The organism is Pseudomonas asplenii, assembly GCF_900105475.1.
Classification (GTDB): domain Bacteria; phylum Pseudomonadota; class Gammaproteobacteria; order Pseudomonadales; family Pseudomonadaceae; genus Aquipseudomonas; species Aquipseudomonas asplenii.
In genome coordinates this window covers 6,412,638-6,439,237 of record NZ_LT629777.1, presented here as the reverse complement: position 1 = coordinate 6,439,237, position 26,600 = coordinate 6,412,638, and the positions used below count along the sequence as shown (strand labels likewise).

25 protein-coding genes are annotated in these 26,600 nt (G+C 62.1%); 13 read left to right on the top strand and 12 right to left on the bottom strand.

All coding sequences use genetic code 11. The features are described 5' to 3' along the window. Window positions 1-11: 11 nt before the first annotated feature. Window positions 12-338: a hypothetical protein gene (locus tag BLU37_RS29200; RefSeq protein ID WP_157696421.1), complete on the bottom strand. Its 327-nt coding sequence runs from the start codon at window positions 336-338 to the stop codon at window positions 12-14. A 189-nt stretch (window positions 339-527) separates the two neighbouring features. Between BLU37_RS29200 and BLU37_RS28505 the strand changes: the two genes are divergently transcribed. After that, window positions 528-1,463: an AraC-like ligand-binding domain-containing protein gene (locus tag BLU37_RS28505; RefSeq protein WP_090210807.1), complete on the top strand. Its 936-nt coding sequence runs from the start codon at window positions 528-530 to the stop codon at window positions 1,461-1,463. Between the two features lie 55 nt (window positions 1,464-1,518). Here the strand turns inward: BLU37_RS28505 and greB are convergent, their stop codons facing one another. The 3 genes from greB to BLU37_RS28490 form a co-directional block, all read right to left on the bottom strand. Further along, the gene (gene greB / locus BLU37_RS28500) at window positions 1,519-1,992 is read right to left on the bottom strand and encodes a transcription elongation factor GreB (protein ID WP_019360329.1); all 474 of its coding nucleotides are present in this window, start codon (window positions 1,990-1,992) and stop codon (window positions 1,519-1,521) included. A 106-nt stretch (window positions 1,993-2,098) separates the two neighbouring features. After that, complete coding sequence (locus BLU37_RS28495; RefSeq protein ID WP_090210805.1) at window positions 2,099-4,603, bottom strand: ABC transporter permease; 2,505 nt, start codon at window positions 4,601-4,603, stop codon at window positions 2,099-2,101. Beyond that, the gene (locus BLU37_RS28490) at window positions 4,603-5,286 is read right to left on the bottom strand and encodes an ABC transporter ATP-binding protein (protein WP_010448989.1); all 684 of its coding nucleotides are present in this window, start codon (window positions 5,284-5,286) and stop codon (window positions 4,603-4,605) included. The genes BLU37_RS28495 and BLU37_RS28490 overlap by 1 nt, the downstream gene beginning before the upstream one ends. Window positions 5,287-5,296: 10 nt before the next feature. Here BLU37_RS28490 and BLU37_RS28485 point away from each other — a divergent pair, with 10 nt between their 5' ends. From BLU37_RS28485 to BLU37_RS28475, 3 genes are all read left to right on the top strand, one after another. Continuing rightward, the gene (locus tag BLU37_RS28485) at window positions 5,297-5,902 is read left to right on the top strand and encodes an arylesterase (protein WP_010448988.1); all 606 of its coding nucleotides are present in this window, start codon (window positions 5,297-5,299) and stop codon (window positions 5,900-5,902) included. Window positions 5,903-5,957: 55 nt separating this feature from the next. Beyond that, complete coding sequence (locus BLU37_RS28480) at window positions 5,958-6,251, top strand: hypothetical protein (protein ID WP_010448987.1); 294 nt, start codon at window positions 5,958-5,960, stop codon at window positions 6,249-6,251. A 109-nt stretch (window positions 6,252-6,360) separates the two neighbouring features. After that, window positions 6,361-7,329 carry a L,D-transpeptidase family protein gene (locus tag BLU37_RS28475; protein ID WP_010448986.1) on the top strand — a complete coding sequence of 323 codons (969 nt, stop codon included), beginning with the start codon at window positions 6,361-6,363 and terminating at the stop codon, window positions 7,327-7,329. 126 nt (window positions 7,330-7,455) lie between these two features. Here BLU37_RS28475 and oprI read toward each other — a convergent pair whose 3' ends face one another. Next, complete coding sequence (gene oprI / locus BLU37_RS28470; RefSeq protein ID WP_003448337.1) at window positions 7,456-7,707, bottom strand: outer membrane lipoprotei OprI; 252 nt, start codon at window positions 7,705-7,707, stop codon at window positions 7,456-7,458. Between the two features lie 642 nt (window positions 7,708-8,349). On the opposite strand from oprI, the gene BLU37_RS28465 reads away from it, so the two are divergent. Then, entirely contained in the window at window positions 8,350-8,631 is a 282-nt protein-coding gene (locus BLU37_RS28465; protein ID WP_010448985.1) for a GNAT family N-acetyltransferase, read from the top strand. 71 nt (window positions 8,632-8,702) lie between these two features. On the opposite strand, the gene BLU37_RS28460 is transcribed toward BLU37_RS28465, so the two are convergent. After that, window positions 8,703-9,779 carry a 3-deoxy-7-phosphoheptulonate synthase gene (locus tag BLU37_RS28460; protein WP_010448984.1) on the bottom strand — a complete coding sequence of 359 codons (1,077 nt, stop codon included), beginning with the start codon at window positions 9,777-9,779 and terminating at the stop codon, window positions 8,703-8,705. 308 nt (window positions 9,780-10,087) lie between these two features. Between BLU37_RS28460 and BLU37_RS28455 the strand changes: the two genes are divergently transcribed. From BLU37_RS28455 to cysB, 3 genes are all read left to right on the top strand, one after another. Beyond that, window positions 10,088-11,047: a putative 2-dehydropantoate 2-reductase gene (locus BLU37_RS28455; RefSeq protein WP_090210802.1), complete on the top strand. Its 960-nt coding sequence runs from the start codon at window positions 10,088-10,090 to the stop codon at window positions 11,045-11,047. A 93-nt stretch (window positions 11,048-11,140) separates the two neighbouring features. Next, window positions 11,141-11,641: a universal stress protein gene (locus BLU37_RS28450; protein WP_090210800.1), complete on the top strand. Its 501-nt coding sequence runs from the start codon at window positions 11,141-11,143 to the stop codon at window positions 11,639-11,641. Between the two features lie 110 nt (window positions 11,642-11,751). Then, window positions 11,752-12,726 carry an HTH-type transcriptional regulator CysB gene (gene cysB / locus BLU37_RS28445; protein WP_010448978.1) on the top strand — a complete coding sequence of 325 codons (975 nt, stop codon included), beginning with the start codon at window positions 11,752-11,754 and terminating at the stop codon, window positions 12,724-12,726. Between the two features lie 84 nt (window positions 12,727-12,810). Here cysB and BLU37_RS28440 read toward each other — a convergent pair whose 3' ends face one another. The 5 genes from BLU37_RS28440 to rloA all read right to left on the bottom strand — a co-directional run bounded on the left by BLU37_RS28440 (window position 12,811) and on the right by rloA (window position 18,227). Further along, window positions 12,811-13,545 (bottom strand): phosphoadenylyl-sulfate reductase, encoded by a 735-nt coding sequence (locus tag BLU37_RS28440; protein WP_010448976.1) that lies wholly within the window; start codon window positions 13,543-13,545, stop codon window positions 12,811-12,813. A gap of 158 nt (window positions 13,546-13,703) precedes the next feature. Continuing rightward, on the bottom strand, window positions 13,704-15,047 hold the full coding sequence (gene pabB / locus BLU37_RS28435; RefSeq protein WP_090210799.1) for an aminodeoxychorismate synthase component I: 1,344 nt from the start codon (window positions 15,045-15,047) through the stop codon (window positions 13,704-13,706). A gap of 116 nt (window positions 15,048-15,163) precedes the next feature. After that, a complete protein-coding gene (locus BLU37_RS28430; RefSeq protein WP_019360323.1) occupies window positions 15,164-16,150 on the bottom strand; it encodes an alpha-L-glutamate ligase-like protein in 987 nt (328 codons plus the stop codon). Beyond that, entirely contained in the window at window positions 16,150-17,682 is a 1,533-nt protein-coding gene (gene rloB / locus BLU37_RS28425) for an osmotic stress tolerance membrane protein RloB (protein WP_010448970.1), read from the bottom strand. The genes BLU37_RS28430 and rloB overlap by 1 nt, the downstream gene beginning before the upstream one ends. A gap of 5 nt (window positions 17,683-17,687) precedes the next feature. Further along, window positions 17,688-18,227 (bottom strand): retropepsin-like aspartic peptidase RloA, encoded by a 540-nt coding sequence (rloA, locus tag BLU37_RS28420; protein WP_010448968.1) that lies wholly within the window; start codon window positions 18,225-18,227, stop codon window positions 17,688-17,690. Window positions 18,228-18,507: 280 nt separating this feature from the next. On the opposite strand from rloA, the gene BLU37_RS28415 reads away from it, so the two are divergent. The 5 genes from BLU37_RS28415 (at window position 18,508) to prpF (ending at window position 25,505) form a co-directional block, all read left to right on the top strand. Next, complete coding sequence (locus BLU37_RS28415; RefSeq protein WP_010448966.1) at window positions 18,508-19,221, top strand: GntR family transcriptional regulator; 714 nt, start codon at window positions 18,508-18,510, stop codon at window positions 19,219-19,221. Next, entirely contained in the window at window positions 19,218-20,117 is a 900-nt protein-coding gene (gene prpB, locus BLU37_RS28410) for a methylisocitrate lyase (protein WP_090210797.1), read from the top strand. Before BLU37_RS28415 ends, prpB begins: the two co-directional genes overlap by 4 nt. 120 nt (window positions 20,118-20,237) lie before the next feature. Further along, on the top strand, window positions 20,238-21,365 hold the full coding sequence (gene prpC / locus BLU37_RS28405) for a bifunctional 2-methylcitrate synthase/citrate synthase (protein WP_010448963.1): 1,128 nt from the start codon (window positions 20,238-20,240) through the stop codon (window positions 21,363-21,365). Between the two features lie 169 nt (window positions 21,366-21,534). Next, window positions 21,535-24,129 carry a Fe/S-dependent 2-methylisocitrate dehydratase AcnD gene (gene acnD / locus BLU37_RS28400; protein ID WP_090210795.1) on the top strand — a complete coding sequence of 865 codons (2,595 nt, stop codon included), beginning with the start codon at window positions 21,535-21,537 and terminating at the stop codon, window positions 24,127-24,129. Window positions 24,130-24,314: 185 nt separating this feature from the next. Continuing rightward, complete coding sequence (prpF, locus tag BLU37_RS28395; protein ID WP_090210793.1) at window positions 24,315-25,505, top strand: 2-methylaconitate cis-trans isomerase PrpF; 1,191 nt, start codon at window positions 24,315-24,317, stop codon at window positions 25,503-25,505. 72 nt (window positions 25,506-25,577) lie between these two features. Here prpF and BLU37_RS28390 read toward each other — a convergent pair whose 3' ends face one another. Then, window positions 25,578-26,546 (bottom strand): DMT family transporter, encoded by a 969-nt coding sequence (locus tag BLU37_RS28390; RefSeq protein ID WP_090210791.1) that lies wholly within the window; start codon window positions 26,544-26,546, stop codon window positions 25,578-25,580. Window positions 26,547-26,600: the final 54 nt, after the last annotated feature.

Below are 26,600 nucleotides of genomic sequence, written 5' to 3'. Positions count from 1 at the left end.
ACGGCTACGTATCAACGCTTCAGCGGCTGGCTGCGTTTGACGATCTGCCGTTGATGCAGCAGCTTCATGGCCGCCCATTCAATCAACCAATAAGCCGACTCTTCAGGGGCAAGGTCGCGCCTGTGCAGAAGCCAGGAGCAATCAGCCAATCGTTGTGAACACTGTCGATACATGGCGTGCCTCATCAGCGGGGTATGAGCTGCTGTGAGGTGGAAATTAGGCTGTACGCAGAAGGGGCGCTTGGTTCGTCGAGACAACCGTTTGGTTGGAAAAGACAGCTCTGGGCCTGACGCTCCAACGATGATCGGGGTTGGTGCGCCGGTGCCGAAGGTCGGCATTTTGTGCCTTGAAATGGGGAGGGTGAGGGATTCAAGAGTCTCTACGGCGTGGAGACAACCTCGATGAAAAAAACGCCGTTGCCCCCTCAAGGATGCCCGCGAGTGCGCTTGGCCTATTAATTGCTGTCAGTGACAAACCTGTTACACCTTCTCGAGCTCTTATTACGTCGCTGTACCGAGGTCCGTGTCATGAACCCAAGCACTCAGTATTCGACCCTTGCCGTTCCTGCACCACGTCGCTTTGAGTATTGGAAAGAAGTGGTTTGCCGCCATTGCCTGGCGGCCGATAGCAAACCCTTGTCCCAAAGCAGTTTCGATGGTGCACTCGCCGTCAATACCGTCGGCGATCTGGACCTCTGTTCGTTGTCATCGCCACTGCATTACTGGGAACGTTCCGAGCGTCACCTGCGCAGCGGTCCGGCAGAAGACTTATGGTTGGGTTTCGCTCGAAATGGCCATGGCCAAATTGAGCAGGGCGCAAGAAAAGCCAGCCTGGCAGCCGGGAATCTGTTTCTTTATGACGCAACTCAGGCGTTTCGCTTCAGCCTGGGTGGTACCGAAAACCACTTGGTCCGTATTCCGCGGGCCTTGCTCTGCGAGCGGCTACCGCGTATCGCGGAATACACCGCGATGGTCCTCGACGACCGGCGCCCCGGCGTAATCCCCCTGCGCGAGATGCTGCGTCAGGCCGCAAGTACGCCGGAGTCGTTGCAGGATGAGCACATCGCCAAGCGTTATTCCGCGGCGTTGATCGACCTGCTGGTGATCAGCCTGGAACTCCAGGACCTCAACACGACCCACCAGGAGATGGATCTCTACGGCCGCATCATGAAGTACATCCAGCGGCATTTGACCGAGCCAGACCTGTCGATCGAGGTCATCGCCCAGGCCCACAATGTATCCACCCGAACCGTTACGCGGGCGTTCGCGCGCTACCAGAAAACCCCCGTTGCAGAGATCTGGAAAGAACGCCTGAATGCCAGCCGTGAGGCGATCGAACGCGGTCAGGTCCGCAGCGTGTCCCAGGCCGCGCTGGACTTCGGCTTTTCTGACTTCTCCCACTTCAGTCATGCGTTTCGCAAGGCATTCGGCGTCGCGCCCAACACACTGCTACACCGAAATTGAGAGGGGGCGCTCAGGGAGAACCAGCCACCAGGGCTACGCGTGGCTGATGTGGAATTCAGCGCTCGTATGAGATGTGGTTAACGTACCAGGTGGCTTCGCCGTCAGGAATCTGCACGACACATTCATCGCCTTCTTCTTTCTTCAGCAGAGCCCTGGCCATGGGGGAGTCGATGGAAATGTAGTCATTTCTCTCGTAGATCTCGTCATACCCGACGATCCGAAGCTTTTTCTGTTCGCCTTCGTCGTTTTCTATCTCAACCCAGGCGCCAAAGAAGACCTTGCCTTCCTGCTCTGGGGAGTAATCCACGACCTTCACATCCTCCAGGCGTTTGCGCAGATACCTGACGCGTCGGTCAATCTCCCGCAGCAGCTTCTTGTTGTACTGGTAATCGGCGTTTTCGCTCCTGTCGCCCAGCGATGCTGCCCAGGCGACCTTCTGTGTGATCTCTGGCCGATACACGCGCCATAGGTGATCGAGTTCGCCTTTCAGCTTCTCGTGACCGGCTCGGGTGATGATGTTCGTGGCCAATCAATGATCTCCTTGAGGGTGTGTCTGCATGGGGTGAAGCCGTGCCTGAAAGTTTAACTGTCAGGTTATCGGGTGTCTTGAGGTCGGGTGGGCGGGCGCGAGGCTGTCAGCCCTCGCGCAGCACTGTCAGCGGGCTGGCATTCAGCGCCCGGCGGGTGCCGAACACGCCTGCACCGCCGACCAGCAGGGCACCGAGCAGCGGCAGCAGCAACAGCCACGGATGCGGATGCCAGGGCAGGTCGAAGGCGAATCGGTACAGCACCAGGCTCACCAGTTCCGCCCCCAGCGCGGCGAGCAGGCCGCTGGCGGCGCCCAGCAGGCCGAACTCGATACGCCGCGCCTTGACCAGCAACCGCCGCTCTGCACCTAGCGCCCGCAGCAGCGCGCCTTGGCGAATGCGCTCGTCCAGTGTCGCCTGCAGGCCGGAGAAAAGCACCGCCATGCCTGCCGCCAACACGAACAACAACACGTACTCCACCGCGATGGTGACCTGCGCGAGGATACTGCGCAGTTGTTCTAGCAGGGCCTCGACCTGCAGTATGGTCGTCGCCGGGAACGCCCGGGACAGCTCGACGATGTCCTTGTCGTGACCGGGCGCCAGATAGAAGCTGGTCAGGTACGTGGCCGGCAGGTCCTGCAGGGTGCCGGGCTGGAAGATCATGAAGAAGTTTGGCTGGAAGTTGTCCCAGTTGATGCTGCGCAGGCTGCTGACCTTGGCCTCGCGCTGGCTGCCGCCGACACTGAAGACCAGGTGATCGCCGAGCTTGAGCTTCAGGCTGGCGGCGACCTTGGCCTCCACTGACACCTCGGGAATGTCGCCGCCGGGCTGGTTCGACCACCAGCTGCCGGCCGTCAGTGTATTGCCCGGTGGCAGGTCGGCGGCCCAGGTCAGGCTGAGGTCGCGCTGGATCGCCCGGTCGCCGGCAGAGTCCTTGCTGACGATGTCCTGCACCGCCTCGCCGTTGATGCTGATCAGACGGCCTGGCACTACCGGATAGATCGGCGCCGACTGCGCGGCAAGTCTGCTCAGGTGATCGCGAAAGCCATCCTTGTCTGCGGGCAGGATATTCAGGGCGAAGTAATTCGGTGCATTTTTCGGCAACTGGTTCTGCCAGGTATCGAGCAGTTCGCCGCGCAGCAGCGCGATCAGGGCCATCGACAGCAGGATCAGGCCAAAGGCCAGGGACTGGCCGGCGGCGGCCAGTGGATGGCGCAGCAATTGGCCAAGGCCCAGGCGCCAGGGCAGCGAGGCCCTCGCCAACAGCCGGCGCAGGCTTTGCAGGCCCAGCAGCAACAGGCCACCGAGCACCAGCGCAGCAATCACGCCGCCGCCGAGCAGGGCGAAGGTCAGCACCAGGTCCAGGCTCAGGCGCCACATGATCAGGCCAAGCGCCAGCAGGGCCGTGCCGTAGACCATCCAGGTGCTGGCCGGGATCGGCAGCAGGTCGCGGCGCAGTACCCGCAGGGGTGGGACCCGGCCCAGTGCGGCCAGCGGCGGCAGGGCGAAGCCGGCCAGGGCCACCAGTCCGGTACCGATCCCGGCCAGGGCCGGTGTCAGGCCGCCGGGTGGTACATCGGCCGGCAGCAGGTCGTGGAGCAACTGGAACAGGCCCAACTGCGCCAGCCAGCCGAGCAGGGCGCCGCTGATGCTGGCCAGCAGACCCAGGATCGCCAGTTGCAGGCTGAACAGGGTCATGGTTTCCCGACGTGACAGCCCGAGACAGCGCAACAGGGCGCTGGCATCGAAGCGGCGGGCGGCGAAACGGGTGGCACTGAGGGCTACCGCCACACCGGACAGCAGCACCGCGACCAGGCTTGCCATGTTCAGGTAACGCTCGGCCTTGCCCAGCGCGCCACCGATCTGCTGGTTGCCGTCGCGGGCATCCAGCAGGCGCTGGTTTGCCGCCAACCCCGGTTTGACCAGTTCGCGGTAGGTCGCCAGGGCGCTGGCCGGCCCACGCCAGAGTTCGCGGAAAGTGACCCGGCTGCCGGGTTGCACCACGCCGGTGGCTTGCAGGTCCGCCAGGTTGATCAATACGCGTGGAGTCAGGCTGTAGAAATTGCCGGCCCGATCCGGCTCGTAGGTGAGCACCCGGGCCAGGCGTACGGTCTTCATGCCGACGTCGATGCTGTCGCCGATCTTCAGGTCCAGGGCGGTCATCAACCGGGCCTCGACCCACGCTTCGCCGGGCGCCGGACCGCCACCTGCGGTTGCGGCACCAAACGGCGCAGCGGCGCTCTTGAGTTCGCCGCGCAGGGGATAATCCTCGTCGGCGGCCTTGATGCTCGACAGCTGGATACCGTTGTCGGTGGCGATCACGCTGGAGAACTCAACGATCCGTGCGTGCTCGAGGCCGAGTTCGCGACCGCTCTGAATCTGCTCCGGGCGAGCTTGCGAGGTGCCGTCGAGGACCAGGTCGGCGGCGAGGAATTCGGTGGCGCGCAGCAGCATCGCGCCGTTCAGGCGGGCGCCGAAATAACCGATGGCGGTGCTGGCCGCTACCGCGACCAACAGGGCGAAGAACAGCACCCGCAATTCTCCGGCACGGGCATCGCGCTTGAGTTGGCGGACGGCGAGGCTGAACAGGCGCAACAGCGGCAGGCGTGCCATCAAGGCTCCAGGGGCGCGACCAACTGGCCGGCATCAAGGCGGATCAGGCGCCGGCAACGATGGGCCAGGCGTTCGTCATGGGTCACCAGCACCAGGGTGGTGCCGCGCTCCTGGTTCAACTCGAACAGCAGGTCGCTGATGCGCTCGCCGGTATGGCTGTCGAGGTTGCCGGTGGGTTCATCGGCGAACAGCACGTCCGGTTCGGCGGCGAAGGCCCGGGCTATGGCCACCCGTTGCTGTTCACCACCGGACAACTGGCGCGGTGAGTGGCTCAACCGCTTGCCCAGACCGACCCGCTCCAGCAGGCCGCGGGCGCGCTCGCGGGCGTCGCTGCGGCCGTCCAGTTCCAGCGGCAGCATGACATTTTCCAGGGCGTTGAGGCTGTCGAGCAACTGGAAACTCTGGAACACGAAGCCGACATGCTCGGCGCGGATACGCGCGCGCTGGTCTTCGTCGAGGTTGCTCAAGGCGCGTCCGGCCAGCGTCACCTCGCCGCCGCTGGGCAGGTCGAGGCCGGCCAGCAGACCGAGCAGGGTGGATTTGCCGGAGCCGGAGGCGCCGACAATCGCCAGGCTGTCACCTTTGTTCAGGTGCAGGCTAAGGGGGTGCAGGATGGTCAGTTCGCCTTCCGCGCTGGGAACCACTTTGCTAAGGTTCTGCGCGATTAGAATACTTTCGCCCATGGAGAATCCGATGCGAGTTTGGTTTTTGAGTGCCGGCCTGGCCTTGATGTGCATGGCTCAGAATGCGGCGGCGGGCACGGTCCTGATCGTTGGCGATAGTATCAGCGCTGCTTTCGGCCTGGATACCCGTGTCGGTTGGGTGGCATTGCTGGAGAAACGCCTCAGGGACGAAGGTTTCAAGGACCAGGTGGTCAATGCCTCGATCAGCGGCGACACCAGCGCGGGCGGCCAGGCGCGGCTGCCGGCGCTGCTTGCAGAGCACAAGCCTGAGCTGGTGATCATCGAGCTGGGCGGCAACGATGGCCTGCGTGGACAACTGCCGACGCAATTGAAACAAAATCTTGCATCGATGATCGACAACGCCCGCGCCAGCGGTGCCAAGGTCCTCTTGCTCGGCATGCAATTGCCACCCAACTACGGTGCTCGTTATACCAAGGCCTTCGCCGAGGTTTACCCGGCCCTGGCCGAGGAGAAAAACGTCGCGCTGGTGCCGTTTTTTCTTGAAGGCGTGGGCGGCCACCCGGAGCTGATGCAAGCCGACGGGATTCACCCGGGGCCCGCTGGTCAGGACAAGTTGCTCAATAACGTCTGGCCGACCCTGAAACCGCTGCTTTGAGCTTTTTAAGCGGCGGTTTTTCGGCTAAGGTGGCGCCCCCTGTCTGGAGCCCCCGATGCAGCGTCCCGCCTGGTCCCTTTTTGCCTATCAACTGATCGAGCCCGACGAGCAGCTGGATCTGTTCGCCTGCCAGGAAGTGCGGGTGCATCTGGTCGCGCGTCAGTTGGAACTGGGTGGCTCCGCCGATCGCACGCTCTGCGGCACGCTGCTGCCGGCGCAGCCGCGTTGGTCGGGGGTGGACAAGTCGATCTTCCGCGACCAGCGTCTGTGCCCCTTGTGCCGGGCGATTCTCGAATCCCAGAAGCGCGGTACGCCGCCGATCTGGCCGGAATTGCGTTTCGAACTGTAAAACCTGCCTGTCTGCCAGCTGAAGCGTCGCCAATGTCCTGCCGGGCGGCCTTCGGCAGGTGTACAATCTCGCTTTAATTTCTCCGTTGATCATGCGAAGGATTTCCCGGATGCTGTCGCGCTTTCCTGCCGTTACCCGTTGCCTGTCCATTGCCGCACTGTGTGCGGCGGGTCCCGTTTCCGCGCTGGAATTGCCATTGCCGCCGCCGGGCGAGGATATCGTCGGCCAGGTTCAGGTGATCAAGGCCAAGTATGAAGACACCTTTGCCGACCTGGGTACCACCTACGACCTGGGGTACTCGGAGATGGTCGCGGCCAACCCGGGTGTCGATGCCTGGTTGCCGGGCGCGGGTACCGATGTGGTCTTGCCGACCCGTTTCATCCTGCCGCCGGGACCGCGCGAAGGGATCGTGATCAACCTGGCCGAATATCGCCTGTACTACTTCCCCAAGGGCCGTAACGTGGTCTACACCTTCCCGCTGGGTATCGGGCGCGAGGGCTGGGGATCGCCGATCGCCCACACCACCATCATCGCCAAGACGCCGAACCCGACATGGACGCCGCCGGCCTCGATCAAGGCCGAGCACGCCGCCAACGGCGATCCGCTGCCCAATGTGGTGCCGGCCGGCCCGGACAACCCGCTGGGACCGTTCAAGTTCACCCTGGGCACTCCGGGTTACCTGATCCACGGTTCGAACATGAAATTCGGTATCGGTACCCGTACCAGCCATGGCTGCTTCCGCATGTTCAACAACAACGTGCTGGAAATGGCCGGCATGGTGCCGGTCGGCACCTCGGTACGGATCATCAACGAGGCGTACAAGTTCGGTATCAGTGGCGGCAAGGTCTACCTGGAGGCGCATACGCCGCTGGATGACAACGGCAACCCTTCGGTGGTCGACAAGCATACGGCGGTGATCAACGCCCTGCTCAAGCGTGACGACCTGGCCAAGAACCTGCGGGTGAACTGGGACGAAGTGCGCGACGTGGTCGCGGCCGAAGATGGGCTGCCGACCGAAATCGCCGTGCCGGGTACGGCGCCGGTGGCGTCGAACGCTCCGATCGACTTGCAGCAGTAAAAGGCTTCGAACGACCCGCCTGGGCCTTGCGCTTCAGGCGGGTTTTTCATGCCCGAGCACAAAGCGTGCGGGCACAAAAAAGCCGATCCAAGAATGGATCGGCTTGATAACAGCCCCGAGGGACTATTACTTGCGGCTTGCTTTTTCCAGCATACGCAGAGCGCGCTCGTTAGCTTCGTCAGCAGTCTGTTGTGCTTTTTGAGCAGCAGCCAGAGCTTCATCAGCTTTGCGGTAGGCTTCGTCAGCACGAGCCTGAGCACGAGCAGCTGCGTCTTCGGTAGCAGTCAGACGAGCTTCGGTTTCTTTGGATACGCTGCTGCAACCGGTAGCCAGAACTGCGGCCAGGGCCAGAGCAGAGAATTTCAGAACGTTGTTCATCGTGTTCCCCTTCAAGGACTTTCTAGTAATGACCATAACCCCAGAGTGAGGAAATAGTCGGCGTACATACTACCCATTACTTGTAGTAAGTAAACTGACGTTGCGCAAGAAGCAAAAAAAATTCTTGGTACAGAATGTTTTTCAGCTAACTTTTCATGGCGCTGTATAAAAAATATGCAGCTGTAACGCTCGTTCCGAGCGCTTTGTGCGATTTTGAACCGGCCTGATATGCTAGTGATGGCAAGGTCCGGTTTGTCTCCACGAGTCGTTCTAACTGCAGCGAGTGACTCTTGTTCTCTACTGTCGATGTGGCGGGGAGTACCTTTCGCTACTTGAAAAGTGACTTTAACCGCAAGCTTGCGTCATAGAACATGACATTCCGGCAATGTTTCAGGCCGCGTTCAGGTTTTCACCCGCAAGGGCTTGTTGGCCCGCGCTATGATCCGAACGGCGCTGGCTGACGTGACGAGCGTGCCTTGAGCATTTTCGCCAAGGGTGCCTACTATTTGATACGTGCTCGTGTGTTCAGGGAGCGGTCGGCTTTTCTCGTTGTCCAAACAGGCACGGGGTGGCGTAGAGGTTCCTTCGCCGGATAAACATCGGTAAGGTAGGGTCGAATACCAAGACCCGCGAGGAGTAGTGATGAGCGAGGCGTTGTCCATCCACCATGACCAGGCTGGTCATCAGTTCGAGACCAATGTGGACGGTCATCGTGCCTACCTGACCTATATGGATCTGGGTAAGCAGACCCTGGATATCTACCGCACGTTCGTGCCCAACGCGTTGCGCGGCCGTGGCATAGCGGCAGCGCTGACGGAACAGGCGCTGGAGTACGCCGAACGCATGGGCTACACGGTCATCCCTTCCTGCTCTTATGTGGAACGCTACATGGAGCGGCATCAGCGGCACGCCGCGAAGACCTGAGTCCATCGAACACCTGTAAAAACGCCGGGCATTGCCCGGCGTTTTTATTTGCCTGCAGTGGCTGCGCTATATCAGTTGCGGCCACGCTTGGGCAGGACATCCTTGAGCTTGGCATGCATGCTGCGCAAGGTTTTCTCGGTGCTCTCCCAGTCGATGCAGGCGTCGGTGATCGACACGCCGTATTGCAGGTCGGCGAGATCTTTCGGAATCGACTGGCAACCCCAGTTCAGATGGCTTTCGACCATCAGGCCGATGATCGACTGGTTGCCTTCGAGGATCTGGTTGGCGACGTTCTCCATGACCAGGGGTTGCAGCGCCGGGTCCTTGTTGGAGTTGGCGTGGCTGCAGTCGACCATGATGTTGTTCTGGATCCCGGCCTTGCTCAGCGCCTGTTCGCAGAGCGCAACGCTCACCGAGTCATAGTTGGGCTTGCCGTTGCCGCCACGCAGCACCACATGACCGTAGGCGTTGCCCTTGGTGGTGACGATCGAGACGCCGCCTTCCTGGTTGATGCCGAGGAAACGGTGCGGCTTGGAGACTGACTGCAGGGCGTTGATCGCCACGGTCAGGCCGCCGTCGGTGCCGTTCTTGAAACCGACCGCCGAGGACAGACCGGAGGCCATTTCGCGGTGGGTCTGGGATTCGGTGGTGCGCGCGCCAATGGCCGACCAACTGATCAGGTCCTGCAGGTATTGCGGCGAGATCGGGTCGAGGGCTTCGGTCGCGGTGGGCAGGCCCATCTCGGCCAGGTCCAGCAGCAGTTGACGACCGATGTGCAGGCCATCCTGGATCTTGAACGAGTCATCCAGGTACGGGTCGTTGATCAGGCCTTTCCAGCCGACCGTGGTCCGCGGCTTCTCGAAATACACGCGCATGACCAGGTACAGGCTGTCTGACACCTCGGCCGCGAGCACCTTGAGGCGTTCGGCATATTCGTGGGCGGCCTTGATGTCGTGGATCGAGCAGGGCCCGATGACGACGAACAGGCGATGGTCCTTGCCATCGAGAATGTTGCGAATCACCTCGCGGCCCCGGGTGACGGTGCGCAGGGCAGCCTCGCTCAGGGGAATGTCACGCTTGAGCTGATCAGGCGTGATCAGTGTCTCGTTGGAGGCGACGTTAAGGTCGTTGATCGGTAAATCAGCCATCGTGTTACTCGTCAGGTCACGGGTGCCGGTCGCCAGCCCCGCGCGGCGGAGCACAGCGATATGAGCGTGTCGGGGAGCCGAACCTTAGCGCGTTAGGCCGTGGCCGGGCAATGGGCAGAGAACTGTTTAATCCGACAAGGCTCTGGTGACGGTGACAGCCAGCGCAAATACCTGCTTGCGCTTCAGGCGCCAGGCCGGAGTAACATGCGGGCTAGTCTGGGCCCGGAGTACGCATCCGCAGGGCCGAGCCGTTCCGTCAGGCCTGCAGGCTTGCGGCAGACCCTGGCGCGTATTCCCGAGGAATTGCCATGACCGTTTCAACCAACAGGCCGCGTATCGGCATTATCGGCACCGGCGCGATCGGCGGCTTCTATGGGGTGATGCTGGCGCGTGCCGGGTTCGACGTGCACTTTCTATTGCGTAGCGAGTTTCGCGCGGTGGCCGACGACGGGCTGCATATCGACAGTGCCGTCCACGGCCAACTGCACCTCAATCCGGTCCAGGCTTATGTCTCGGCCGAGGACATGCCCCCCTGCGACTGGTTGCTGGTGGGTACCAAGACCACCGCCAATGCCGATCTTGCGCCGTTGATCGCCAGGGCTGCGGCACCCGGCGCCAAGGTGCTGTTACTGCAGAATGGCCTGGAGGTTGAAGAGGCGTTGCGCCCGTTGCTGCCCGACTCGCTGCATCTGCTCGGTGGGTTGTGTTTCATCTGTGTACATCGCCGTGGCCCCGGAGTGGTCGTGCACCAGGCGCTGGGCGCGGTGAATATCGGTTATCACAGTGGTCCGCTGCACAATGATGAAAGCGCTCGGCAGGCGCTGGTCGAAGAGGGCGCCGCGTTGTTCCGTCAGGCCGGCATCGAGTCCCACGCCATGGCCAACCTGCAGCAGGCCCGCTGGCAGAAGCTGGTGTGGAACGTGCCTTATAACGGCCTGTCGGTGTTGCTGCGGGCCAGTACCACACCGCTGATGGGCGATGCCAGCAGTCGCGAGCTGATCCAGACGCTGATGGCCGAAGTGGTGCGGGGCGCGCAGGCCTGTGGGCATGTGTTGCCGGCCGGCTATGCCGAGCATCTGTTCAATATTACGGAAAAGATGCCGGACTACTGGCCGAGCATGTATCACGATTTCGTCCACCAGCGGCCACTCGAGCTGGACGCGGTGTACGCCTGCCCGCTGGCCGCTGCCCGTGAGGCTGGCTGCGAGTTGCCGACGATTCGCGCCTTGTACCAGGCCCTGGGTTTCATCGACGCGAGCAATGCCTGAGGCTACGGATCAGCCCGACAGCAGGGTGCCGCACTGCCCGGCACGCTGCTAAGCTCAATCCATCTCCGCCATTCTGGTAATCGAGGAGGCCCCATGATTCGTTCGATGCTGTATGCCACCGACCTCGGGTTGTATGCACCTTACGTCATGCAGCATGCACTGGGTCTGGCACGAACGTTCAAGGCTGACCTGCATGTGGTGCATGCCGTGGAGCCGATGGGGCTGTTCGCGGAGTCGGTGTTGCAGAGCTATCTGGACGAGCAGGCATTGAACGAATTGCACAGCCAGGGTCTTAACACCGTGATGGCTAATATCGAGCAACGGGTATTGGACAGTTTTCGCGAGGAGTTGGGAGATGGGCAGCAGGATCTGGCAGTGATCCAGTCGGTCCAGGTGATCCAGGGGGATCCTTCGCAGGTCATTCTCGCTCACGCGCAACGGCTGGCCGTCGATCTGTTGATTGTCGGAAGTCACAGTCATGGTTCCGGCGCTGAGGAACACCTGGGTCGTACTGCGGCGCGGGTCGTGCAGTTGTCGCGGGTGCCGGTTTACCTCGTGCCGTTGGTGCAGCGTCGTCGGCATGACGACAGTTGAGGCGAAATTCAGAGGATTTATAAAAAGTTCTAGATTTATTCTTCAAACCTTCCATATAGTTATATATCGCCGCTGCTGCCTGTGGCGTCTACCTGCTTTGAGGGATACATATGAAGCTTCAACAACTGCGCTACATCTGGGAAGTGGCGCACCACGACCTCAACGTTTCTGCGACGGCGCAAAGCCTCTACACCTCCCAGCCAGGTATCAGCAAGCAGATCCGCCTGCTCGAAGACGAGTTGGGCGTCGAAGTTTTCGCTCGCAGCGGCAAGCATCTGACACGGGTCACTCCGGCCGGTGAACGTATCATCACCACGGCTGGCGAGATTCTGCGCAAGGTCGAGAGCATCAAGCAGATCGCCCAGGAATTCTCCAACGAAAAGAAGGGTACCCTGTCGATCGCCACCACCCATACCCAGGCGCGTTATGCCTTGCCGCCGGTCATCAGCAGCTTCATCAAGCAGTACCCGGATGTGGCGTTGCACATGCACCAGGGCTCGCCGATGCAGATCGCTGAAATGGCCGCCGATGGCACCGTGGACTTCGCCATCGCCACCGAGGCGCTGGAGCTGTTCGGTGACCTGGTGATGATGCCGTGCTACCGCTGGAACCGCTGCGTCGTGGTACCCCAGGGGCATCCGCTGACCAAGCTGCCGAAGCTGACCCTGGAGGCCCTGGCCGAATACCCGATCGTCACCTATGTATTCGGGTTCACCGGGCGCTCCAAGCTGGACGAAGCCTTCAGCCATCGCGGCCTGACCCCCAAGGTGGTATTCACCGCCGCTGACGCCGACGTGATCAAGACCTATGTCCGCCTGGGCCTGGGTGTGGGGATCGTGGCGAAGATGGCGGTTGATACCGTGCTCGACAAGGACCTGGTGGTCCTCGATGCCAGCGAGCTGTTCGAATCGAGCATCACCAAGATCGGCTTCCGTCGTGGCACCTTCCTGCGTGGTTTCATGTGCGATTTCATCGAGAAGTTCGCTCCCCACCTGACCCGCGAAGTCATGGCCAAGGCCATCCAGTGCCACAACAAGCAGGAACTGGAAGACCTGTTCGAGGGTGTCGAACTGCCAGTGCACTGATTTTCGGGTGCAAGCGCAGACATGAAAAAGCCCCGACGTGTTCGGGGCTTTTTCATGTCTGCCTGTCAGGGGCGGGCGGTGTGATCAGCCTTTGCTGATCAGGTTGCCGGCATGCAGGCCGCACTCTTTCTGCGTCGCTTCCTCCCACCACCAGCGGCCTTCGCGCTCGTGCTGGTTCGGCAGCACCGGGCGGGTGCAGGGCTCGCAGCCGATGCTGATGAAGCCGCGCTCATGCAGGCCGTTGTAGGGCAGTTCGAGCATGCGGATGTAGCTCCAGACTTCTTCGCTGGTCATCTGGGCCAATGGGTTGAACTTGTACAGGGTGCGTTCCGGGGTCGAGAAGGCGCTGTCGATTTCCAGTGCCGCCACCTGGCTGCGGGTACCCGGGCTCTGGTCGCGCCGCTGGCCGGTGGCCCAGGCCGTCACGTCGGACAGCTTGCGCCGCAGCGGTTCGATCTTGCGCACGCCGCAGCATTCGCCATGACCGTCCCTGTAGAAACTGAACAGGCCCTTTTCCTTGACGAAGGATTCGAGCCGGCTGTGGTCGGGAGAAATCAGCTCGATATCGATCTTGTAGAACTCGCGGACCTGTTCGATGAACCGATAGGTTTCCGGGTGCAGGCGGCCGGTGTCGAGGCTGAACACCTTGACGTTCTTGTTCAGTTTCCAGGCCATGTCCACCAGCACCACGTCCTCGGCACCGCTGAAAGATATCCACAGGTCGTCGCCAAACTGGGAGAAGGCCAGCTTGAGGATGTCCTGGGGTGATTTGTTGGCGTATGTCGCGGCGAGTTCGGCGACGTCGAACGATTGACTCATCAGGCGGTTCCTACAGTCATTGGCGCTTTGCGCTCATATTGGCGGCAATAGTAACAAAATCCTGCCTGTGGGAGATGCCAGGGTTGTGGGCCAGGCGTTGGGGCCTGTTCGCCGGCAAGCCTGGCTCCTGCAGGAGGGGGCGGGTACGCCAGTGGGGCTCAGAGTGTCTGCAGGGTGTCGAGCAGCACTTTGACCTTGGTAATGGATTCCTGGTACTCGGCTTGCCAGTCGGAGTCGGCGACGATGCCGCCACCGCCCCAGCAACTGATCTGGCCATCCTTGACCAGCAGGCTGCGGATCGCGATCGAACTGTCCATCTCGCCACGTACGTCCAGATACAGCAGCGAGCCGCAGTACAGGGCGCGGCGGGTCGGTTCGAGTTCGTCGATGATCTGCATGGCACGGATCTTCGGCGCGCCGGTGATCGAGCCGCCAGGAAAGCTGCCGGCGAGCAGGTCCAGTGCGTCTCGGCCGCTGGCCAGTTCGCCGGTCACGCTGCTGACCAGGTGATGCACGTTCGGGTAGCTTTCCAGGCTGAACAGCTCCGGCACCCGCACGCTGCCGATCTTGCAGGTGCGGCCGAGGTCATTGCGCAGCAGGTCGACGATCATCAGGTTTTCCGCGCGGTCCTTGCTGCTGCCCAGCAGCTCCTTGGCGTTGGCCGCATCTTCGCTGGCGTCGCGACCACGGGGCCGGGTGCCCTTGATGGGGCGGGTTTCCACCTGGCCGGCGCTGACCCGAACGAAGCGCTCTGGCGACAGGCTCAGCACCGCGTTATTGTCCGGCAGGCTCTGGAAGCCCGAGAACGGTGTCGGGCAGGCGGCTCGCAAGGCCAGATAGGCGACCCACGGATCGCCTTGGCAATGGGCCCGGAAACGCTGGGCGAAGTTGACCTGGTAGCAGTCGCCGGCCTGAATGTACTGCTGGATGCGTTCGAAGGCCTGGCGGTAGGCGTCGGCGTCAAGGTCGGCGGCCATCGGTGTCGTCAGTTGGAAGTGGCCTTGCTCGGCGGCGGGCGCCAGGCTGAACAGTTGCAACAGGCGCTGCCGTTCGTTCTGTTCGACGGTGGGATGGAAGACCAGTTGGCTGGTGGCCTGCTGGTGATCGCTGATCAGCGCCCAGGCGTACAGGCCAAAGCGCGCGTCGGGCAAATGCAGATCATCCCGGGCGCGACTGGGTAGCGCTTCGAGATGACGGCCGAAATCGTAGCTCAGGTAACCGATGAGGCCCCCGGCGAACGGCAGTTCGATGCCGGCGGGCAATTCGGCCCGACCCAGTTGCGTCAGGGTGTTTCGCAGGCGTGTGAGGAATACTTCGCCGCCTTCGTTCGGCAAGACCGCCAGTTGCTCCAGCGGCCAGGCGCTGAGCAGGTCATAGCGTCCACGCTCGGCCGCTGGCCGGCCGCTGTCGAGCAGCACCGCGCCGGGGGCGTGACGAATGGCCGCGAAATAACGGGCGGGATCGGGGGCGTAGGGCAGCGGGTGTACGGAGCAGGTCAGCATGCGCAGCGGATCAGCCTTTGGTGCGGGGAGGCGATTGTAGTCTCCTGTAGGAAATGCTCCTAGAGGCATGTCGGTAGTGGTTATATCCATGTCCCGACAAGCCTCCTCCACAGGTGTCAGATATTGTGCGGAGCTACGTGACCGAACAGACCCTGGACATAACGCACCCGCTCCTCCGCGGTTTCGCTGATGCCGGCTGCCGCCAGCTCCTCCAGGTGCGCCTCCACCGCCTGGGCGCGCGTGGTCAGGCCGCAGTCGTTGGCGATCTGGATGTTCAGCCCCGGACGGGCGTTGAGTTCGAGGATCAGCGGGCCCTTGTCCTGGTCCAGCACCATGTCCACGCCGATATAGCCCAGGCCGCACAATTCGTAGCAGCCAGCGGCCAGCTTCATGAAACCGTCCCAATTGGGCAGTTGCACGCCGTCCACTGCATTGGTGGTGTCGGGGTGCTTGCTGATGATGTTGTTCAGCCAGGTGCCACGCAGGGTCAGGCCGGTCGCCAGATCGACGCCGACGCCGATGGCGCCCTGGTGCAGGTTGGCCTTGCCGCTGGACTGACGGGTTGGCAGCCGGAGCATGGCCATGACGGGGTAGCCCATCAGCACGATGATGCGGATATCCGGTACGCCTTCGTAGCTGATGCTCTTGAAGATCTGGTCGGGGGTCACCCGGTATTCGATCAGCGCGCGGTCGCGGTGGCCACCCAGGGAGTAGAGTCCGGTGAGGATGCTGGACACCTGATGCTCGATTTCCTCATGGCTGATGATTCGTCCGGAAATGGTCCGATAACGCCCCTCGAAGCGGTCGGCGATCACCAGGATACCGTCGCCGCCAGCGCCTTGGGCCGGCTTGATGACGAAGTCGCTGCGTCCACCGATGATCTCGCCGAGCTTGTCGATGTCCTTTTCGGTGGAAATCACCCCGTACATTTCCGGTACGTGGATACCGGCGGCAATCGCTCGTTCCTTGGTGATGATCTTGTCATCGACGATCGGATACAGGCTGCGCTTGTTGTACTTGAGCACATAGTCGGCGTTACGCCGGTTGATCCCCATGATGCCCTTGGCTTCCAGGGCCTTCCAGGTTTTCCACAGGCCGAACATCAGGCGTCTTCCTTGAGAAAGGCCTTGAAGCGTACCAGTTCGGTCAGGCGGTAGCCGCGATAACGTCCCATGGCCAGCATGAAGCCGACCAGGATCAGCAGGATCGCCGGGAAGGTGAAGACGAAGTACACCAGTTCCGGCACGCTCATGATCAGGTGCGCCAGCGAGGCAGCGAACAGGGTGCCGATCGCGACTTTCATCGCATGGCCGCCACCGCGCTCTTCCCAGGTGATGGACAGGCGTTCGATGGTCATGGTCAGGATCACCATCGGGAACAGCGCCACCGACAGGCCGCGTTCCAGGCCGAGTTTGTGGCTGAACAGGCTGATGGCGGCGATCAGTACCACGACGAACGTCAGCACCACCGACAAGCGCGGCAGCATCTGCAGTTTCAGGTGTTCCAGATATGAGCGCAGCGACAGTCCGAGCGCAGTGATGATGGTAAATAACACGATCCCGAAGCCCAGCTGGGTCTCGCGAAATGCCAGGGCGATCAGTACCGGAGTGAAGGTGCCGAGGGTCTGCAGGCCGATCAGGTTGCGCAGGATCAGGATCACCAGCACGCCGATCGGGATCATCACCATGATCATGAAGGTCTGCTGGGTCTGCAGCGGCAGGCCGTAGAGCGAGTATTCGAGGAAGTTGGCGTCGGAGTTCTCGTCGGTCAGCTTGGCCAGACGGATGGCGTTCATTTCGCTGTTGTTCAGGCTGAAGTTGACGCTGGCCTTCTTGCCGCCTTCGACGCTGATCAGATTGTCGTCGCCGGTCCACCACACCAGACGGTCTTCAGGCAGGCCCTGTTCGCCGGTGTCCGGGTTGAAGTACAGCCAGTCACTGCCGTTGAAGCTGCGCAGCCAGAGTTCCGGGGTCTGCGGCTGGTCGGCGACCAGGCGGATGGTGTGGACCTTTTCCAGCGGCACGTGGGCAATCGACAGCAGCAGTTCGATGATCTGCGCCTTGTGCGCGGTCGACGGGTCGCCCGCCAGCAGCAGCTTGACGTTGTCGTCGCCGAGGTTGTTGACCCGCTTGATGGTTTCGCCAATGAAGGTCTCGACATCGGCCGAGTGCTGGCGGATTGGTGCCATCAGGGCTTCGGCGGCGACTTTTTCCGGGCCTTCGATGGCCATGCTGTCACGGAAAGTCGGGCCCTTGACCTTGGGCTTTTCGCCGGTATAGCGCTTGGTCAGCACGAGGCGGTAATAGAGTGTCTGTTTGCCGCTGACCCGGCGGGCCGACCAGGTGACCTTGCGGTTGCCGTCGGTGCGGTTGACGCTGACCCCGTAGTTGTTGGAGATGAAGCTCTCGTTGAGGCTCACGTAGTCGCGGCTCAGGGGCGGCACGAACATCTGGATCTTCACCGGGTCCTTGCTGGCGGCGACGAACTCGACCTTGGCGTCGATGTTCCACAGGTCGTCGGTGGCATCTTCGGTGACCGGAATTCCCAGGACAAAAATCTGATAGGCCGTGACTGAAATACCCAGCGCCACCAGGATGGCGATCAGGACTTTCAGATGAAGGGTAAGAGAACGCATGCAAATTACTCGGCGGTTTGAGCGTCGGCGATGCAGGCGGGTTTGCCGGCAGCGTATTTAAGGCTGGGATCTACCAGCGCGTCGAAGCGCTTGAGCGCTTCGGAGCCAATCAGAAGCGGGTATTGGAAAGCACTTCGGTCGGTCAAGTTCACTTCGATCGTGCGCAGGGCCGTACCCATGCAGATATTCAGGGTCACCACCGGACGGGCGGTGTAGGCCTTGCCCTCATCCGGGTCGTAATCGCCGGAGCGGCGCTTGATCTTGCTGACCCGGGCCAGCGGCAGTTCGATGGGGTGTGAATGGGCCGCGTCGATGGCCAGATAGAAGCGTACCCAGCTTTCGCCATCGCGCTTGAAGCGTTTTATGTCACGGGCACTGAGCGAGGCGGTCTTGGCGCCGGTATCGAGCTTGGCCGCGACTTCCAGGTCGATGCCGGCCAGGTTCGCGTATTCGTTCAGGCCGTACACGGTCTTTTCGGCGGCGAGGCCCAGGCCCGGCAGGCCGAGCAGGAACAAAGGCAATAGGGGGAAGGGCTTGAGTTTCATAAGTCCTGGCGCGTATTCAAGGTGACTGGCAATACCGCGCAAGCTTCCTTGTGCGTCTGTCAGATGAAGATGACAGGCATGGCATCGTCAGATGCGCGCGGCATTCTAACATGCTGATTTTATGGCGCCAGCGCCGTGGGTGTAGCGTGTCGAGGGGCTGTGGCATGACACGGTATTGGCCGGCGCTCTTAGACTATTGTCGACAATATCAATTAATTCTTTGACTGGTCTGCTGGTTTTGGCTAGTTTTGTGGTCATTGATCTTGAAGGTGTCGACAATATGTTGGAGCCGCTGCTGACTCTCCAGGAAGATTCGGAAACGCTGTCCGAGAACGTCTTCCGGCGTATCCAGGCGGCCATCGTCAAGGGTGAAATCGCCCCGGGCAGCAAGATCTCCGAACCGGAACTGGCGCGTACCTATGGCATCAGCCGTGGTCCGCTGCGCGAGGCCATTCACCGTCTGGAGGGGCAGCGCCTGCTGGTGCGGGTTCCCCATGTCGGCGCACGGGTGGTTTCGCTCAGTCACGCCGAGTTGATCGAACTCTACGAAATCCGCGAGTCCCTCGAAGGCATGGCCTGCCGTCTCGCCGCCGAGCGCATGACCAATGAAGAGATCGAGGAACTGCGCCAGGTGCTGCATACCCACGAGCGTGATGCGGCGTTCCAGGCCGGTGTCGGTTATTACCAGCAGGAAGGCGACTTCGACTTCCACTATCGGATCATCCAGGGGGCCGGTAACCGTACCCTGACCCAGATGCTCTGTGGCGAGCTGTACCAGCTCGTGCGCATGTACCGCATCCAGTTTTCCGCGACACCCAATCGGCCACGCCAGGCCTTTGCCGAGCATCACCGGATTCTCGATGCCATCGCCGATCGCGACGGTGAACTGGCCGAATTGTTGATGCGCCGTCACATCGGCGCCTCGAAACGCAATATTGCCCGTTACTACCAGGACGGCGCTAAACCGACAGCCACTCCACGAGGTGAGTCATGAGTCAGGGTTCCAACAACAATACGCCCGGCCAGCGTTTCCGCGATGCGGTCGCCAGCGAACATCCACTGCAGGTGGTCGGGGCGATCAATGCCAACCACGCGCTGTTGGCCAAGCGTGCCGGCTTCAAGGCGATCTACCTGTCGGGCGGCGGGGTCGCTGCCGGTTCCCTCGGTCTGCCGGACCTGGGCATCACTGGCCTGGACGACGTGCTGACCGATGTGCGGCGCATCACCGATGTCTGCGATCTGCCGTTGCTGGTGGATGTCGATACCGGTTTCGGTTCCTCGGCGTTCAACGTTGCACGTACCGTCAAGTCGATGATCAAGTTCGGCGCGGCGGCGATCCATATCGAGGATCAGGTCGGCGCCAAGCGTTGCGGGCACCGTCCGAACAAGGAAATCGTCTCCCGGCAGGAGATGGTCGACCGCATCAAGGCAGCCGTCGACGCTCGCACCGATGACAGTTTCGTGATCATGGCGCGCACCGATGCGCTGGCGGTGGAAGGTCTGGAGGCCGCTCTGGACCGGGCGGCTGCGTGCATCGAGGCCGGTGCCGACATGATTTTCCCGGAAGCCATTACCGAGCTGGACATGTACAAGCTGTTTGCCAATCGGGTGAAGGCGCCGATCCTGGCCAATATCACCGAGTTCGGCGCGACGCCGCTGTACACCACCGAACAACTGGCGAGCGCTGACGTCTCGCTGGTGCTGTACCCGCTCTCGGCGTTCCGGGCCATGAACAAGGCGGCGGAAAACGTCTACACCGCCATTCGTCGTGACGGTACCCAGCAGAACGTGATCGACACCATGCAGACACGTATGGAGCTTTACGATCGTATCGACTACCACACCTTCGAGCAGAAGCTCGATGCGCTGTTTGCCCAGAAGAAGGGCTGATTTGTTGCCCCGCCAGGAGCATGGCTTGAGGGCCCTTTCGCGGGCAAGCCGCGCTCCTGCAGGGTGTAGAGGCTGATAGATGCCAATTCCTGACAACCTACAAGAATTTTGGAGAGAGCAATGGCTGAAGCAAAAGTATTGAGTGGCGCCGGTCTGCGCGGCCAGGTCGCCGGGCAAACCGCCTTGTCCACCGTCGGCCAGGCCGGTGCCGGCCTGACCTATCGCGGTTATGACGTGCGTGAACTGGCTGCCGAGGCGCGCTTCGAGGAAGTGGCTTACCTGCTGCTGTACGGCGAACTGCCCAACGCCACCGAGCTGGCGGCCTACATGGGCAAGCTGCGTACCCTGCGCGATCTGCCGCAGGCGCTCAAAGAGGTGCTGGAGCGTATTCCGGCCGACGCCCATCCGATGGATGTGATGCGTACCGGCTGTTCCTTCCTGGGCAACATCGAGCCCGAAGGCGACTTCTCCCGTCAGCATGAAACCACCGACCGCCTGCTGGCCGCGTTCCCGGCGATCATGTGCTACTGGTATCGCTTCAGCCACGACGGCCAGCGGATCGACTGCGTGACCGACGAGGCCTCCATTGGCGGGCATTTCCTGCACCTGCTGCATGGCAAGGCGCCGAGCGAGCTGCACCGCAAGGTGATGGACGTGTCGCTGATCCTCTACGCGGAGCACGAGTTCAACGCCTCGACCTTTACCGCGCGGGTCTGTGCCTCGACCCTGTCCGACCTGTTCTCCTGCATCACTGCGGCCATCGGCTCGCTGCGCGGCCCGCTGCATGGTGGTGCCAACGAGGCGGCGATGGAAATGATCGAACGCTTCGGTTCGGCCCAGGAGGCCATTGACGGCACCCTCGGCATGCTGGCGCGCAAGGACAAGATCATGGGTTTTGGTCACGCGATCTACAAGGACAGCGATCCGCGCAACGAGGTGATCAAGGGCTGGTCGAAGAAGCTTGCCGATGAAGTCGGTGACACCGTGCTGTTCCCGGTTTCCGAAGCCATCGACAAGACCATGTGGGAACAGAAGAAGCTGTTCCCCAACGCCGATTTCTACCATGCCTCGGCGTATCACTTCATGGGCATTCCGACCAAGTTGTTCACGCCGATCTTCGTCTGCTCGCGCCTGACCGGCTGGGCTGCGCATGTGTTCGAACAGCGTGCCAACAACCGCATCATTCGTCCGAGCGCCGAGTACACCGGCGTTGAACAGCGCAAGTTCGTACCAATCGAACGTCGCTGACTGAAGAACGCACGGCCCGAGGCGGCCCTTGTCCTGTAGGCGCCGGGCTTGCCCGCGAAGCTTTTAGCGGTCTCAAGGCCCTCTTCGCGGGCAAGCCCGGCTCCGACAGCAGAGGTCGGGTCGACAAGCCGTGTGTGCTTTTGACTTAACCGTGATCGAGTCCCAGACCATGAATACCCAATACCGTAAACCGTTGCCCGGCAGTCATCTGGACTTCTTCGATGCCCGCGCGGCGGTCGATGCCATCCAGCCGGGTGCCTACGCCACGTTGCCCTACACTTCGCGTGTTCTGGCCGAAAACCTGGTACGTCGCTGCGAGCCGGCGACGCTCACCGATTCGCTCAAGCAACTGATCGAACGCAAGCGCGACCTGGACTTCCCCTGGTTCCCGGCCCGCGTGGTCTGCCACGACATTCTCGGCCAGACCGCGCTGGTGGACCTGGCTGGCCTGCGTGACGCGATCGCTTCCCAGGGCGGCGACCCGGCCCAGGTCAACCCGGTGGTGCCGACCCAACTGATCGTCGATCACTCGCTGGCGGTGGAGTGTGGCGGTTTCGACCCCGATGCGTTCGCCAAGAACCGCGCCATCGAGGATCGGCGCAACGAGGACCGTTTCCACTTCATCGACTGGACCAAAAAGGCCTTCAAGAACGTCGACGTGATCCCGCCGGGCAACGGCATCATGCACCAGATCAACCTGGAGAAAATGTCCCCGGTGATCCAGGCACGTGACGGCGTGGCCTTTCCCGATACCTGCGTCGGTACCGACAGCCATACCCCGCATGTCGATGCCCTGGGTGTGATCGCCATTGGTGTCGGCGGCCTCGAAGCCGAGAGCGTGATGCTCGGTCGGGCCTCCTGGATGCGCCTGCCGGAGATCGTCGGCGTCGAGCTGACCGGCAAGCTGCAACCGGGCATCACTGCCACCGACATGGTGTTGGCGTTGACCGAGTTCCTGCGCAAGCAGAAGGTGGTCGGGGCCTACCTGGAGTTCTTCGGCGAAGGCGCCAGTGCGCTGACTCTGGGCGACCGCGCGACCATTTCCAACATGGCCCCGGAGTACGGCGCCACGGCGGCGATGTTCTACATCGACCAGCAGACCATCGACTACCTGAAACTCACCGGCCGTGAAGACGATCAGGTGCAACTGGTCGAGACCTACGCCCGTCAGGCCGGCCTCTGGGCCGACAGCCTCAACGGCGCGCAGTACGAGCGTGGCCTGCAATTCGACCTGTCGTCAGTGGTGCGCAACATGGCCGGGCCCAGCAATCCGCATGCGCGGGTCGCCACCAGCGACCTGGCGGCCAAGGGCATCGCCGGGCCATGGAGCGAAGTGCCGGGGCAGATGCCCGACGGCGCGGTGATCATTGCCGCCATCACCAGTTGCACCAACACCAGCAACCCGCGCAACGTCATCGCTGCCGGCCTGCTGGCGCGTAATGCCAACCGGCTGGGGCTGACCCGCAAACCCTGGGTCAAGTCGTCGCTGGCGCCAGGCTCCCGGGCGGTGGCGCTGTACCTGGATGAAGCCGGGCTGACCGATGAGCTGGAACAACTGGGCTTTGGCGTGGTGGCTTTCGCCTGCACCACCTGCAACGGCATGTCCGGTGCGCTGGATCCGCTGATCCAGCAGGAAATCATCGACCGTGACCTCTACGCCACGGCCGTGCTCTCGGGTAACCGCAACTTTGATGGGCGTATCCACCCATACGCCAAACAGGCATTCCTAGCGTCGCCGCCGCTGGTGGTGGCCTATGCAATCGCCGGGACCATCCGCTTCGATATCGAGAAGGACGTGCTGGGCCGGGACGCGGATGGCAAGGAAATCCGCCTCAAGGACATCTGGCCGAGTGACGAGGAAATCGATGCGATGGTCAAGGCATCGGTCAAGCCCGAGCAGTTCCGCAAGGTCTATACGCCGATGTTCGCCATTCACGAGGACCGCGGGCCGAAGGTCGAGCCGCTCTATGACTGGCGGCCGATGAGCACCTACATCCGCCGTCCGCCTTACTGGGAAGGCGCACTGGCCGGTGCCCGGCCGCTCAAGGGCATGCGGCCGCTGGCCGTGCTTCCGGACAACATCACCACCGATCACCTGTCGCCGTCCAACGCCATCATGCTTGACAGTGCGGCGGGCGAGTACCTGGCGAAAATGGGCTTGCCGGAAGAAGATTTCAACTCTTACGCGACCCATCGGGGCGACCATCTCACCGCGCAGCGCGCCACCTTCGCCAACCCGAAACTGTTCAACGAAATGGTCGTGGAAAACGGCAAGGTCAAGCAGGGCTCACTGGCGCGGGTCGAGCCCGAAGGCCAGGTCATGCGCATGTGGGAAGCCATCGAAACCTACATGGAGCGCAAGCAGCCGCTGATCATCATTGCCGGTGCCGACTACGGCCAGGGCTCGTCCCGTGACTGGGCGGCCAAGGGCGTGCGGCTGGCCGGGGTCGAGGCGATTGCTGCCGAAGGCTTCGAGCGCATCCACCGCACCAACCTGGTGGGCATGGGCGTGTTGCCGCTGGAGTTCAAGCCGGGGACCGACCGCAAGACCCTCGGCATCGACGGCACCGAGACCTTCGACGTGATCGGCGAACGCACGCCTCGGGCGACGCTGACCCTGGTGATTCAGCGCAAGAACGGTGAGCGGGTCGATGTGCCGGTGACCTGTCGCCTGGATACCGCCGAAGAGGTTTCGATCTATGAGGCGGGTGGTGTCCTGCAGCGTTTTGCCCAGGACTTCCTCCAGTCGGCCACGGCAAGCTGATAACGGAAGCCTTTCAGGCGCCGGCTTGCTGGCGATACGGACGACGCGGTCTGGCAGTTGAAGCGCGTCGATGCCATCACTCGCAAGCCGGCTCCCTCGCAAGAGGGCGAGTTTCCCACTGGATAATTGCCAACCCATTCCGGTCTTGCCGCCAACCTGGCGTCCAGACCCCCGCAGGAGGCTTCATGGCCCACGCAGCACAAGTCCGCATTCCCGCCACCTATATGCGGGGCGGCACCAGCAAGGGGGTGTTCTTCAACCTCGCCGACCTGCCCGAGGCCGCGCAGTTGCCCGGCGCGGCGCGCGATGCGCTGCTGTTGCGGGTGATCGGCAGCCCCGACCCCTATGAAAAACAGATCGACGGCATGGGCGGGGCGACCTCCAGCACCAGCAAGACGGTGATCCTGTCGCGCAGCATCAAGGCTGAACATGACGTCGATTACCTGTTTGGGCAGGTCTCGATCGACAAACCGTTCATCGACTGGAGCGGCAACTGCGGCAATCTGTCGGCGGCGGTCGGCTCGTTTGCCATCAGCGCCGGCCTGGTGGATGCCGCGCGGATTCCACGTAATGGCGTGGCGGTGGTGCGGATCTGGCAGGTGAACATCGGCAAGACCATCATCGCCCATGTGCCGATCACCGAAGGCCGGGTGCAGGAAACCGGAGACTTCGAACTCGACGGCGTGACCTTTCCGGCTGCCGAGGTGCAACTGGAGTTCATGGACCCGGCGGCCGAGGAGGAGGGCGCTGGCGGTTCGATGTTCCCGACCGGCAACCTGGTGGATGACCTGGAAGTGCCAGGTGTCGGCACTTTCCGGGCGACCCTGATCAACGCCGGGATACCGACAATCTTCGTCAATGCCGCCGATATCGGTTACACCGGTACCGAGTTGCAAGGCGATATCAACGCTGATCCCAAGGCCTTGGCGCGGTTCGAGACCATCCGCGCCTACGGTGCGCTGCGCATGGGGTTGATCAGTCATATCGACGAGGCGGCCAAACGTCAGCACACGCCGAAAGTGGCATTCGTCGCGCCGCCGGCCGGTTATACCGCGTCGAGCGGCAAGCCGGTGGCGGCAGGTGATGTGGACCTGCTGGTGCGGGCGCTGTCGATGGGCAAGCTGCACCACGCCATGATGGGCACCGCAGCGGTGGCGATTGGCACTGCTGCGGCGATTCCCGGCACCCTGGTGAACCTGGCGGCGGGCGGCGGCGAACGCAGCTCGGTGCGTTTCGGTCACCCGTCCGGCACCTTGCGGGTCGGTGCCGAAGCGACTCGGGTCGACGGCGAGTGGACCGTGGTCAAGGCCATCATGAGCCGCAGTGCGCGGGTGCTGATGGAAGGCTGGGTGCGGGTGCCCGGTGATGCATTCTGAAGCGCAGGACAATGCCACGCAGTAAGGCTCGTCCTGTAGGAACCGGCTTGTCGGCGATGGCGTCCGCAAGGCTCAAGGGTCCTGTCGCTGGCCAACGGAGCGCCTCGCGGCCAGGTATTTCTCCAGCGGCAGCTTGGTGATCGCAAAACCGATCAGCAGGGTCGCCGAATACAGCATCAGGTCCCCGGACACCGGCAGGTCTTCGTACCAGGCGCCGATCAGCACGGCGAACACCGGGAAGATGATGAAGACGAACGACAGGATCACCGGGCTCAGCCGCTTGAGCAGCAGGAAGTAGACAAGAAAACCGCCGACTGATGCGACCAGCCCCAGGTAGAACAGCGCACCCCACGAACGTGGGGTGATCGCGTCGAAGTGCGGCGACTCGAGCCCCAGTCCCGCGACAAACAGCATCAGGCCGGCAATGCCGATGGGCAGGGTGTTGTAGGTGATCACGCTGATAGCCTGGCCCTTCTGCTTGGTGATCACGTAGCACAAGGCGTGCATCACCGCCGTCGCCAGGATCGCCAGGACCCCGAACAGCTCGGCGTGATCCAGGCGCAGGCCCTGGCTGCGCAGAATCATGAACAGGCTGGCAAACCCCATGACAATCCCGAAGACCTGAGACCGGTAGATCTTTTCCCTCAGCAGCAGCGCCGAGAAAATCAGGATGAACACGGGCATGCAACTGAACAGCAGCGCGCTCAGGCCCGAGGAAACATGCATTTCGCCGTAGTTCAGCAGGTAGTAAGGCAGACTGAAATAGCAGAGGGTGACGAACACGAAAAAGCCGCGGCGTTCCCGGGGAAAGCACAGCGGCTCTCGGCGCCAGACGGCAAAACCGAGGAACAGTGGGAAGGCGATCAGGAAGCGCAGTCCGGCGGCGGTCAATGGCGGTACGCTTTCCACGGCGATCTTGATCCCCAACCAAGTGGTGCCCCAGCACAGGCAGACAATCAGGAACAACAGGCTGGTCAGCAAGGCGGCGGCGTAGCGGCGCCGTTCGGCTGCGGGAAAGGCAAGGTTGGCTAAAATTGACATGGTGTCATTCCTGCGGAAATAGCGTGAATAAACCTTTCAGTCGGCTAATATGTT